This window comes from Streptomyces sp. NPDC096079, from assembly GCF_040303145.1.
Taxonomy (GTDB): Bacteria; Actinomycetota; Actinomycetes; order Streptomycetales; family Streptomycetaceae; genus Streptomyces.
Map to the genome: position 1 here is coordinate 33,107 of NZ_JBEOST010000004.1, position 11,456 is coordinate 44,562.

13 protein-coding genes are annotated in these 11,456 nt (G+C 72.3%); 4 read left to right on the forward strand and 9 right to left on the reverse strand.

What is annotated here, in order from left to right; all coding sequences use genetic code 11:
• Positions 1-7 precede the first annotated feature (7 nt).
• A complete protein-coding gene (locus ABTY59_RS10630; protein ID WP_352018542.1) occupies positions 8-793 on the forward strand; it encodes an SGNH/GDSL hydrolase family protein in 786 nt (261 codons plus the stop codon).
• 101 nt (positions 794-894) lie between these two features.
• Here ABTY59_RS10630 and ABTY59_RS10635 read toward each other — a convergent pair whose 3' ends face one another.
• On the reverse strand, positions 895-1,635 hold the full coding sequence (locus ABTY59_RS10635) for a VOC family protein (protein WP_352018543.1): 741 nt from the start codon (positions 1,633-1,635) through the stop codon (positions 895-897).
• Positions 1,636-1,953: 318 nt separating this feature from the next.
• On the opposite strand from ABTY59_RS10635, the gene recA reads away from it, so the two are divergent.
• Entirely contained in the window at positions 1,954-3,090 is a 1,137-nt protein-coding gene (recA, locus tag ABTY59_RS10640; protein ID WP_352018544.1) for a recombinase RecA, read from the forward strand.
• A 4-nt stretch (positions 3,091-3,094) separates the two neighbouring features.
• Positions 3,095-3,661: a recombination regulator RecX gene (recX, locus tag ABTY59_RS10645; protein ID WP_352018545.1), complete on the forward strand. Its 567-nt coding sequence runs from the start codon at positions 3,095-3,097 to the stop codon at positions 3,659-3,661.
• 413 nt (positions 3,662-4,074) lie between these two features.
• On the opposite strand, the gene ABTY59_RS10650 is transcribed toward recX, so the two are convergent.
• The 8 genes from ABTY59_RS10650 to ABTY59_RS10685 form a co-directional block, all read right to left on the reverse strand.
• Positions 4,075-4,482 carry a rhodanese-like domain-containing protein gene (locus ABTY59_RS10650; protein WP_352018546.1) on the reverse strand — a complete coding sequence of 136 codons (408 nt, stop codon included), beginning with the start codon at positions 4,480-4,482 and terminating at the stop codon, positions 4,075-4,077.
• Positions 4,479-5,027, reverse strand: a complete 549-nt coding sequence (locus ABTY59_RS10655; protein ID WP_352018547.1) for a cupin domain-containing protein — start codon at positions 5,025-5,027, stop codon at positions 4,479-4,481. The genes ABTY59_RS10650 and ABTY59_RS10655 overlap by 4 nt, the downstream gene beginning before the upstream one ends.
• 101 nt (positions 5,028-5,128) lie before the next feature.
• Complete coding sequence (locus tag ABTY59_RS37645) at positions 5,129-5,215, reverse strand: putative leader peptide (RefSeq protein ID WP_361058708.1); 87 nt, start codon at positions 5,213-5,215, stop codon at positions 5,129-5,131.
• Positions 5,216-5,247: 32 nt separating this feature from the next.
• The gene (locus tag ABTY59_RS10665) at positions 5,248-6,927 is read right to left on the reverse strand and encodes an FAD-dependent monooxygenase (protein ID WP_352018548.1); all 1,680 of its coding nucleotides are present in this window, start codon (positions 6,925-6,927) and stop codon (positions 5,248-5,250) included.
• A 192-nt stretch (positions 6,928-7,119) separates the two neighbouring features.
• Complete coding sequence (locus ABTY59_RS10670; protein ID WP_352018549.1) at positions 7,120-8,010, reverse strand: amino acid ABC transporter permease; 891 nt, start codon at positions 8,008-8,010, stop codon at positions 7,120-7,122.
• Entirely contained in the window at positions 8,007-8,681 is a 675-nt protein-coding gene (locus ABTY59_RS10675) for an amino acid ABC transporter permease (protein WP_352018550.1), read from the reverse strand. The genes ABTY59_RS10670 and ABTY59_RS10675 overlap by 4 nt, the downstream gene beginning before the upstream one ends.
• A gap of 117 nt (positions 8,682-8,798) precedes the next feature.
• Positions 8,799-9,620 (reverse strand): glutamate ABC transporter substrate-binding protein, encoded by an 822-nt coding sequence (locus ABTY59_RS10680; protein ID WP_352018551.1) that lies wholly within the window; start codon positions 9,618-9,620, stop codon positions 8,799-8,801.
• A gap of 54 nt (positions 9,621-9,674) precedes the next feature.
• Positions 9,675-10,460 (reverse strand): amino acid ABC transporter ATP-binding protein, encoded by a 786-nt coding sequence (locus tag ABTY59_RS10685; RefSeq protein WP_352018552.1) that lies wholly within the window; start codon positions 10,458-10,460, stop codon positions 9,675-9,677.
• 280 nt (positions 10,461-10,740) lie between these two features.
• Here ABTY59_RS10685 and ABTY59_RS10690 point away from each other — a divergent pair, with 280 nt between their 5' ends.
• The gene (locus ABTY59_RS10690) at positions 10,741-11,448 is read left to right on the forward strand and encodes a response regulator transcription factor (protein ID WP_352018553.1); all 708 of its coding nucleotides are present in this window, start codon (positions 10,741-10,743) and stop codon (positions 11,446-11,448) included.
• Positions 11,449-11,456: the final 8 nt, after the last annotated feature.

The following is an 11,456-nucleotide window of genomic DNA, read 5'->3' on the forward strand; positions in this document are numbered from 1 at the left end:
GGGGTTCATGTCGGACGGCACGTTTCTGCGGTACGTCGCCCTGGGGGACAGTCAGACCGAGGGGCTCGGGGACGGGGACGACACCGTCGGGCTGCGCGGCTGGGCGGACCGCCTCGCGGAGTCCCTCGCCCGCACGCACCCCGACGTCCGCTACGCCAACCTGGCCGTACGGGGCCGACTCGCCGGACAGGTCCGCGCCGAGCAGCTCGGCCCCGCCCTCGCGCTCCGGCCGGACCTCGCCACGGTCGTCGCCGGCGTCAACGACGTGCTCAGGCCCCGCTTCGACGTGGACGCGACCGCCGGGCACCTGGAGGCGATGTTCGCGGCGCTGACCGGGCAGGGGGCCCGCGTGGCCACCCTCACCTTCCCGGGCGTCCGCAGGATCACCCCGCTCGCGCGCCCGCTCGGCCCCCGCGTCGAGGCCCTCAACGAGCGGATCCGCGAGGCCGCGCGCCGACACGGCGTCGTGGTCGTCGAAGCCTCCGCGCACCCCGTCGTCGACGACCCCCGGCTGTGGAGCCCCGACCGGCTGCACGCCGGACCGATCGGCCACGCGCGCATCGCCGCCGCCGTCGCCCACGCGCTCGCGCTGCCCGGATCCGACGACTCCTGGACCCGGCCGCTGCCCCCGTGGGACCACCCCACGGGGGTGAGGGCGGTGGCCGCCGAACTCCGCTGGGCCGGCTCCTTCCTGGGGCCCTGGCTCGGCCGGCGCCTGCGCGGCCGCTCCTCCGGCGACGCCCGCCGCGCCAAGCGGCCGGACCTCCTGCCGGTGACGGCCGGTCCACGGTAGGCGCGTGTCGCCGCCGGGGCGGGAGGGTGCGGTCGTGGCGTGACCGGGAGCGGCGCCACCTCGCGGCCGCGCGGGAGCGGATGTCGCCTCGCGGCCGCGTGTCAGGTCCGGTGGGTGAGGACGCGGAACGCGTGGCCCTCCGGGTCGGACATGCGCGTCCACGGGGCGTCGCCCCGGCCGCCGTCGAGGTCGGTCGCGCCGAGGGTCCTGAGCCGGGCCACCTCCGCCTCGTGATCGTCGCGAGGGCGGCCCAGCAGGTCCAGCCCCACGCGGTCCCGCACGGCCTTCGTGCCGGGGACGCGGAGGAGCTCCAGATACGGTCCGACGCCCTGGGCGGAGCGCAGCACCGCGTGGTCGTCGGCCACTTCGAGCAGGGGCCAGTCCAGCGCCTCGTCCCAGAACCGGGCCGTCGCCCGCGGGTCCGCGCAGTCGACGACCACCGCGGCGATCGGGCCGGTGTCCCGGTAGACCTCCCGGGGCTCCAGGACGCAGAACTCGTTGCCCTCCGGGTCGGCGAGGACGGTCCACGGCACATCGCCCTGGCCCAGGTCGACGGGGGTCGCGCCGAGGGCCCCGAGGCGGGCGACCAGCTCCGCCTGGTGGGCGGCGGAGGTCGTGGCGAGGTCGAGGTGCACACGGTTCTTCGTCGTCTTGGGCCCGGTGACGGCGACGACGTCGACGCCGAGGGCGATCGGATCCCACGGGTCGGAACCGGCGGGTCCGACCCGCGTCTCGCCGGGTCGGGGACGGGAGGCGTGCCAGCCGAGCGCCTCCGCCCAGAACCGGCCGACCGCCGTGTCGTCGAGCGCCTCGATGTACAGCAGGACCGGTCGCAGCGTCATGGGGACGATCCTAGGGAAGGGACGGCGACGCACCTGGGGCAGCTGGAGACGGAACCGAGCCCGCCCGCCGTGCTCACGCAGGCCGACCGGGACGCTCGGTGGCCCCGGAACGCTCGGTCACGCGACGGCCTCCGGCGACCGCGTGGCGCGCTTGACACTAAAATCGAACATCCATTCTCATGGAAGCCCGACCCTTGGAATCACGGGCTTGTCGCCGGGTTGTCCACAGGTCGGAGGGGACGCCGGGGCCCATTGTCAGTGGCAGGGGTTAGCGTCTTTCACATGAAGCGATCGACTCAAGCAAACCGGGTGGAACCCATGGCAGGAACCGACCGCGAGAAGGCGCTCGACGCCGCGCTCGCACAGATTGAACGCCAATTCGGCAAGGGCGCCGTGATGCGCATGGGCGACCGCACCCAGGAGCCGATCGAGGTGATCTCCACCGGATCGACCGCCCTCGACGTCGCCCTCGGCGTCGGCGGCCTGCCGCGTGGCCGCGTCGTGGAGATCTACGGCCCGGAGTCCTCCGGTAAGACGACCCTGACCCTGCACGCCGTGGCCAACGCCCAGAAGGCCGGCGGCCAGGTCGCCTTCGTGGACGCCGAGCACGCCCTCGACCCCGAGTACGCCAAGAAGCTCGGCGTCGACATCGACAACCTCATCCTGTCCCAGCCGGACAACGGTGAGCAGGCCCTCGAGATCGTCGACATGCTGGTCCGCTCCGGCGCCCTCGACCTGATCGTCATCGACTCCGTCGCCGCGCTCGTCCCGCGCGCGGAGATCGAGGGCGAGATGGGCGACTCGCACGTCGGCCTCCAGGCCCGACTGATGAGCCAGGCCCTCCGGAAGATCACCAGCGCGCTCAACCAGTCCAAGACCACCGCGATCTTCATCAACCAGCTCCGCGAGAAGATCGGCGTGATGTTCGGCTCGCCGGAGACCACGACCGGTGGCCGCGCCCTGAAGTTCTACGCCTCGGTGCGCCTCGACATCCGTCGCATCGAGACCCTCAAGGACGGCACGGAGGCGGTCGGCAACCGCACCCGCGTCAAGGTCGTCAAGAACAAGGTCGCGCCCCCCTTCAAGCAGGCCGAGTTCGACATCCTCTACGGCCAGGGCATCAGCCGCGAGGGCGGCCTGATCGACATGGGCGTCGAGCACGGCTTCGTGCGCAAGGCGGGCGCCTGGTACACGTACGAGGGCGACCAGCTCGGCCAGGGCAAGGAGAACGCCCGCAACTTCCTGAAGGACAACCCCGATCTCGCCAACGAGATCGAGAAGAAGATCAAGGAGAAGCTGGGCGTCGGCGTCCGGCCCGAGACTCCGTCGGCCGAGCCGGGTGCGGACGCGGCGGGCGCCGCCGACGCCACCGGTGCGGACGACGCCGCAAAGAGCGTCCCGGCTCCCGCGAGCAAGACCGCGAAGGCGACCAAGGCCACCGCGGTCAAGAGCTGAACCGGTGACCGGGCGCATCGAATGGCCGGGTGACAGCTCCGACTCGTCGAGGGCCGAGAAGGAGCTGTCACCCCAGGATCCGGCTGAGCGGGCGCGCGCGATCTGCCTGCGCCTGCTCACCGGAAGCCCCCGTACGCGCAAGCAGCTCGCCGACGCGCTGCGCAAGCGGGAGATCCCCGACGAGGTGGCGGAGGAGGTCCTCTCCCGCTTCGAGGACGTCGGTCTCATCGACGACGCCGCCTTCGCGGGGGCCTGGGTGGAGTCCCGTCACCACGGCCGGGGCCTCGCCCGCCGGGCGCTCGCCCGGGAGCTGCGCACCAAGGGCGTCGAGCCGACGCTCATCCAGGAAGCGGTGGAGCAGCTCGACTCCGAGCGGGAGGAGGCCACCGCCCGCGAGCTCGTGGACCGCAAGCTGCGCGCCACCCGCGGCCTCGACCGCGACCGGCGCCTCAGACGGCTCGCGGGGATGCTGGCCCGCAAGGGGTACCCCGAGGGCATGGCCCTGCGGGTCGTCCGCCAGGCCTTGGAGGCCGAGGGCGAGGACACCGACGGGCTGGACGAGTCCTTCTGACACGGGGGGACAGAAGGACTCGCCCGGCCCGCCGATCCGGTGGGGCGTGGCCCCGCACCGGCCCGGCGCGGGGGCGCGGGGACCGACGTAGCCCGGGGCGGCGCGGCGTCCGAAGTGGCGCCGGGCCGGAGGTGGTGCCGGGCCCGACGGGCGGGGTGCCCGACGTGGTGCCGGGCCCCAGGTGGCGTCCGGGTCGTGCGCGACGTCCACACGGCGCAGTCGGCGCTCCAGCCCGGCGCCGGGCCGGAGGTGGCGACGGGCCAGAGGGTGGTGCCGGGCCCGACGGGCGGGGTGCCCGACGTGGTGCCGGGCCCGAGGTGGCCCCGGGCCCGAGGTGGTGCCGGGCCCGAGGTGGCCCCGGGCTCGGTGTGGTGCCGGACCCGGCGTGGTGCCGGGCCCGGCGTGGTGGGTCGTCAGGTGCGGGTGGTCGGGAGGAGGACCGGGAGGCCGGCGGACTTCCAGGCCTGGAAGCCGCCGATGAGGTCCGTCGCCCGGTGCAGGCCCAGGCGGCGCAGGGACTCGGCCGCGAGGGAGGAGGCGTAGCCCTCGTTGCAGAGCACCACCACCCGCAGGTCGTGGCTGTCCGCCTCCGCCGCGCGATGGCTGCCCAGCGGGTCGAGCCGCCACTCCAGCTCGTTGCGCTCCACGATCAGCGCGCCCGGGATCAGGCCGTCCCGCTCCCGGAGCGCCGCGTAGCGCGTGTCCACCAGGAGCGCGTCACCCGCCTCGTACGCCTCGTAGGCGGCCCGGGGCTCGATCCGGTCGAGGCCCGACCTGACCCGCTCCAGGAGCTCGTCGATGCCCACTCGTTCCTCGCTCACTGCCAGTCCTCCGGACGCTCGACCTGCTCCAGACGCAGCACCGCGCCCGCCCGGCTGAACCGACGGATCAGCGGGAGCGGCGGGTAGTAGGCGTGCACCGACACCGCGTGGGTGTCCGGGGACTCGTTGAGCACCTCGTGCACGTGGTGGCGGCCGAAGGCCCGGCCGGTGCCCTCCGCGAGACGCCGGGAGCGGTCGAGGCCGTCGGCCAGTTCCAGGGTCTTCCAGCCGCTCGCGGGCAGCCGGACCGCGAGCGCGTTCTCGGTCAGCGTCCCGCGCGCGGTCGCGAAGGCGCCCAGCGACTCGGCGTGGTCGTGCCAGCCGGTGCCGGTGCCCGGTGGCCAGCCGATGAGCCAGGCCTCGCTGCCGCCGGGGCCGTCGAGCCGTGCCCAGGTACGGCCCTCGGGGTCGAGCGGCAGCGAGTCGACGAGTGCGGTGTCGGCCGCGGTACGGCGGACGAAGTCGAGGAGTTCCGCCGAGGTCGGGGAGGCGGCGGAGGGGGAGGAGGAGAGGGCAGGGGGAAGGGAGGAGACGTGCTGGGGCACGGGTGACCGTCCTGAGGTTCGCGACAGGGCGCGCGACGGCGCACGGCACGCGGACGGGCGTCAGCGGGCGGTGGCGGGGGCGCGCGGGGAAGGGGGCGAGATCAGAAGGACGGGCGACACACGCAGCCCGCGTAGCGGACGAGGTCCATGTGGACCCTCCGCCACAGGCGCACATCGGTGTCGGTCACGCTCCGGAGTACACCATGCGCGCCTGCGGGAATCAATGCATGTCCGCCGTGCGGTCACTCACCACGGACACCGCGGGGGCCTCCTCCGCGGCTTCTTCCGCGGTGGCCGGGCCGCCGCCGCGGGCCGCGTCCGCCGCCGCGTACAGCTCCTCCGGGCGGACCCCGGAGAAGGCGGCGACGAGGTGGCCGTCGGGTCGGACGAGCAGGACGGCGTGGGCCGGAGCCCCCGGGTAGGCCTCCGTCACCAGGACCTCGGCCTGCACCGGGAGGGCCTCGACCGCCTCCTCCAGCCGGGGCATCACTCCGGCGCTCCGCCAGTGGCGCCGGTCCCACACTCCGGTGCCGGGGGCCACGAGGAGGACCAGGAGGCGGCCCTGACCGAGCCGGTCCCGGAGCCGTACGGTCGAGCCGTCGGGGGCGGTCACGCGGACGTCCTCGACGGGGGCGCCGGCCGGGGTGCCCACGGGCGTCTGCCCCTCGGCGTACGGGGGTGCGAGGGGGGAGTGGGGGTACGCCGGGGGCGCACCGAGCGGTCCGCGCCCCAGGTGGCCGTCGGTCAGCAGGGCGTCGTGGCCGCGGGTGGCCCCGGGCAGGTAGGTCCGCAGGCCTCCGCCGCCGCGCAGGACCGGCAGGGACTGGTCCGCCGCGCGCAACCGGGTCGCGACGGCCGTCCGGCGCTCGCTCTGGTAGCTGTCGAGCAGCCGCTCCGACCCGCCGTGGTGCCAGGCGTGGGCGAGCTTCCAGGCGAGGTTGTCCACGTCCCGCAGCCCCTCGTCGAGGCCCTGGGTGCCGACCGCGCCCAGCAGGTGGGCCGCGTCCCCGGCGAGGAGGACCCGGTCCACCCGCCAGCGGCGGGCGAGCCGGTGGTGCACGGTGTGGACGCCGGTGTCGATGAGCTCGTACGGCGGTGTGGCGCCCTCGCACCAGCCGGCCAGGGTCTCGCGGATCCGGGCGACCAGCGCGTCCGGGGTGACCAGGTCGCCGCGGGGAGGCAGCAGCCAGTCGATCCGCCACACCCCGTCGGGCAGCGGACGCGCGGCAATCTCCTCGGCAGCGCCCCGCCAGGGCGGCTGACGGTGCAACAGGGCCTCGCCGGGCCACGGGAGTTCGGTGCGGAGCGCGGCGACCGCGTGGCGCTCCACGGCGGTGCGTCCGGGGAAGCGGATGCCGAGCAGTTTGCGTACGGTCGAGCGGGCCCCGTCGCAGCCGACGAGGTGGCTGCCGCGCCACCAGGTGCCCGCCGGACCGCGGGTGTGGGCGACGATCCCGTCCCGGTCCTGTTCGATGGTGTCGAGCCGGGAGTCGGTGACGAGCCGGATCAGCTTCTGCCGGGTGATGGCGTCGCGCAGGCCGCGGGCCAGGGCGTGCTGGGGGATGTGCAGCGGGGCGGCCGGGGCGGCGGGCGCGTCGGGGTCCTCCGACCACTCCTCCGTGCCGCCGAGCCCCAGGTCGAGGGTGAGCCGGCGCACCTCCTGGCGGCGGCGCATCCCGCGCCAGCCGATCCAGCGGACGCCCTCGTCACGGAGGGTCGTGCAGCCGAGGCGCTCGACCATCGCGGCCATGTCGGCCCGCAGGACGACGCTGCGCGCCGGGCGGGACTCCTCCTTGCCGGCGCTCTCGTCGAGGACGACGCTGGGCACGTCCTGCGCGGCGAGCGCGAGGGAGAGCGCGAGGCCGACCGGCCCCGCGCCCACGATGATCACCGGGTCCACGGCGCGGCTCCTGGAGGCCGGACGGTCATGAGGGCAGCACAGCTGAGTGTGGCACGAGCCCGGTGGTTGATCACAGACCGTATGCAACCCACTGAGGGTGCCCGCGTCAAGCGACGGGGTGGGCGCGGTGCGGCTGACCTCCGGTCAGTACCGCTCCGGCCCACCCCTGTTGTGTCACGGACCCCCGTCGGGTCAGGCGCCGGTGGTGGCCCCGGTCTCCACCTCGGCGGCGTCCGCCTGGGCGGGGATGGTGACCGCGGCGGACTTCCGGCCCTGCCGCAGACGCCGCTCCAGGCGGCCGGCGAGATGGGTGAGGATCGAGTTGATCACGATGTAGATCAGCGCGATGACCGTGAAGGTGGCGATGGTGTTGGCGCCGTAGTTGGCGGTGATCTGCCGGTTCTGGCTGAGCAGCTCCGCGTAGCCGAGGAGGGCGCCGCCGAGCGCGGTGTCCTTCACGATGACGACGAGCTGGCTGACCAGGGCCGGGAGCATGACGGTCACGGCCTGCGGCAGCAGGACGTACAGCATCGTCTGGCCCTTGCGCATGCCGAGCGCCACGGCCGCGTCGCCCTGGCCACGGGGCAGGGAGAGCACGCCGGCCCGGACGACCTCGGCGATGACGGAGGCGTTGTAGAGCACCAGGCCGGTGACGACCGCGTACAGCGGGCGGAAGTCGGAGCTGACGGTGGTGAACTCCGCGTACACGGCGCTGGCGAACATCATCAGGAGCAGCACCGGGATGGCGCGGAAGAACTCCACGACCACACCGACCGGAACCCGCACCCAGCGGTGGTCCGAGAGCCGGCCGATGCCGAGGGCTGCGCCGAGCGGCAGGGCGATCAGGATGGAGAGCGCGGCGGCCTTGAGGGTCTCGACCAGGCCCGGCAGCAGGTACGTCGTCCAGACCCGGGAGTCGGTGACGAACGGGCTCCACTTGTCGGCGTCCAGCTGGTTCTTGTCGGCCAGGGCCGCGAGAACCCACCAGGCCACGAGGGCGAGGACGGCGAGGAAGCCGATCGTGTAGACGACGTTGCGCCGCTTGGCACGGGGTCCGGGGGTGTCGTACAGGACGGAGCTCATCGCTTCACCGCCAGTCGCTTGGCCGCCCAGCCGAGGATCAGGCCGGTGGGGAGGGTGAGGACGAGGAAGCCGAAGGCGAAGATCGCGAAGACGGCGAAGAGCGCGTCGGCCTCGTTCTCGATCATCTCCTTCATCAGGAACGCGGCCTCGGCGGCGCTGATGGCAGCCGCCACGGTGGTGTTCTTGGTCAGGGCGATGAGGACGTTGGCCAGCGGGGCCACGACGGCGCGGAAGGCCTGCGGGAGCACCACCAGGGTGAGGACCTGGGTGAAGCTCAGCCCCAGTGCGCGGGCGGCCTCGGCCTGGCCCGGCGGAACGGTGTTGATGCCGGAGCGCAGTGCCTCGCAGACGAACGTGCCGGTGTACGCGACCAGTCCGAGGATCGCGAGGCGGAAGCCGATCGTCTCCGAGTCCTCGGCGCCGAGTGTGATGCCGAGGGTCTGGTCCAGGCCCAGCGAACACGCCACGATGACCACGGTCAGCGGGGTGTTCCGGACGAGGTTGACGTACGCGGTGCCGAAGGTCCGCATCAGCGGGACCGGGCTGACCCGCATGGCGGCCAGGGCCGTACCCCAGATCAGCGAGCCGATCGCCGAGTAGAGGGCGAGCTGAGCCGTCACCCAGAAGGCGCCGAGCAGGTCGTACTGCCCGGAATCAAGAAAGTCGAACACGATGCCCCGCGCTCTCCCCTGGTGGTCGGTCGGTGTGGAGGCCGCCGCTTGGACGGCGGCCGGTGCCGGTGCGACGGCCGCCGGTGTGCGGGGCGGCCGTCGCGGCGGAGGCGCGGGTTACTTCTGGATCGCCGGCGCGGCCTCGTACTTGTAGCCCGAGGGGCCGAAGTGCTGCTTGACGAGCTTCTCCCAGGTGCCGTCGGAGACCATCTTCTCCAGCGCCTTGTTGATCTTGCCGCGGAGCTCGTCGTCGCCCTTCTTCAGGCCGATGCCGTAGTTCTCTTCGCTCATCTTCAGGCCGACGAGCTTGAACTTGCCCTGGTTCTCCTTCTGCGCCGCGTAGCCCGCGAGGATGGAGTCGTCGGTGGTCAGAGCGTCGACGCGCTTGTTCTCCAGGCCGGTCAGGCACTCGGAGTAGCCGCCGAGCTGACGGAGGTCGGCCTTCGGGGCGAGCTTGTCCCGGACGTTCTGCGCGGAGGTCGAGCCCGTCACCGAGCAGAGCTTCTTGGAGTTGAGGTCGTCGACCTTGGTGATCGAGGTGTCGTCGGCGCGGACGAGGAGGTCCTGGTGGGCCAGGAAGTACGGGCCCGCGAAGTCGACCTCCTTCTTGCGCTTGTCGTTGATCGAGTAGCTGGCGACGACGAACTTCACGTCGCCGTTCTTGATCAGGTTCTCGCGCTCGGCGCTCGGCGCCTGCTTCCAGTTGATCTTGTCCTCGGCGTAACCGAGCTCCTTGGCGACGTACTTGGCGACGTCGACGTCGAAGCCGGCGTACGTGCCGTCCGGGGTCTTCAGGCCGAGGCCCGGCTGGTCGAACTTGATGCCGATGTTGATCTTGTCGCCGTTGCTGCCGGAGTCGGAGCCGCTGCCACAGGCGGTGGCGGTCAGGGCGAGGACGGCGGCGGCGGCCGCGGCGGCGGAGACGCTGCGAAGCTTCATGGAGGAAAGTCCCTTGCGTAGGCGTGAGTTGGGAAGACTAGGTCGTCGACCCGCTCAGTGGTGAAGGATTTTGGACAGGAAGTCCTTGGCCCGGTCGCTGCGCGGGTTGCTGAAGAACTCCTCGGGCGTCGCCTGCTCGACGATCTTTCCGTCGGCCATGAAGACGACCCGGTTGGCGGCGGAGCGCGCGAAGCCCATCTCGTGCGTGACGACCACCATCGTCATGCCGTCCCGGGCCAGTTGCTGCATGACCTCCAGGACCTCGTTGATCATCTCCGGGTCCAGGGCCGAGGTCGGCTCGTCGAAGAGCATGACCTTCGGGTCCATCGCCAGCGCGCGGGCGATCGCCACGCGCTGCTGCTGGCCACCGGAGAGCTGGGCGGGGTACTTGTCCGCCTGCGTGCCCACACCGACCCGGTCGAGCAGTGACCGGGCCTTGGCCTCGGCGGCCTTCTTCTCCGTCTTGCGGACCTTGATCTGGCCCAGCATCACGTTCTCGAGCACCGTCTTGTGCGCGAAGAGGTTGAAGGACTGGAACACCATGCCGACGTCGGAACGCAGCCTGGCGAGCTCCTTGCCCTCCTGCGGCAGCGGCTTGCCGTCGATGGTGATGGTGCCGGAGTCGATGCTCTCCAGCCGGTTGATCGTGCGGCACAGCGTCGACTTGCCGGACCCGGACGGTCCGATGACGACCACGACCTCGCCGCGGGTGATCGTCAGATCGATGTCCTGGAGGACATGCAGTGCGCCGAAGTGCTTGTTCACGTCGGACAGTACGACCAGGTCGTCCGCGGCACGCGGGGTGTCCTCGGGACTCTTGGACACTGACTCTCCGCTCATCGGCCTCTTGCTCCGTCCTCCTCGGTTGGGGAGGACACTAGAGACCCGATGTGATGACCGTCATCACATCTGAGCGGAAATTGAGGATAACGATCCGGCTGCAACCGGACACAGTGCGTGAAGCCGACGCCCCGTGCCGTACCGGGTCCATAACGGAAACGGCGGCGTCACAGGGGGACACTTGACTGTGACACCCATGTTCGGTGTTCATGCCCTGGTACCACCTGGTACACAGAGAGCCGCCGTCGGCGGCCACGAGGACTTCACGGAGGAGGTACGCATGCGACTGCTGCTCGTCGAGGACGACGACCACGTCGCCGCCGCACTCTCCGCGATCCTCGCGAAGCACGGCTTCACGGTCACGCACGCGCGCAACGGCGAGGAGGCCCTCCAGGCCGTCCTGCCCACCGCTCAGGGCGAGCGGCCCTCGTACGGAGTGATCCTGCTCGACCTCGGCCTGCCCGACCAGGACGGCTACCAGGTCTGCGGCCGCATCCGGAAGCTCACCACCACCCCGGTGATCATGGTGACCGCGCGCGGCGACGTGCGCTCCCGGATCCACGGGCTCAACCTCGGCGCCGACGACTACGTCGTGAAGCCCTACGACCCCGGTGAGCTGCTTGCCCGCATCCACGCCGTCAGCCGGCGCAACGCCGGAGCGGAGGAGGCCGCCGGGGCCGCCGCAGAAGGCACCCTGCTCCGGCTCGGCCCCGTCACCATCGAGCTGCCCACCCGCCGGGTCAGCGTCGACGGCGAGAGCGTCCCGCTCACCCGCAAGGAGTTCGACCTGCTCGCCCTCCTCGCCCAGCGGCCCGGCGTCGTCTTCCGCCGTGAGCAGATCATCAGCGAGGTCTGGCGCACCAGTTGGGAGGGGACGGGCCGCACCCTGGAGGTGCACGTCGCCTCCCTGCGCTCCAAACTGCGGATGCCCGCCCTGATCGAGACCGTGCGCGGCGTCGGCTACCGCCTGGTCGCCCCCGCCGCGTAACACTCCCG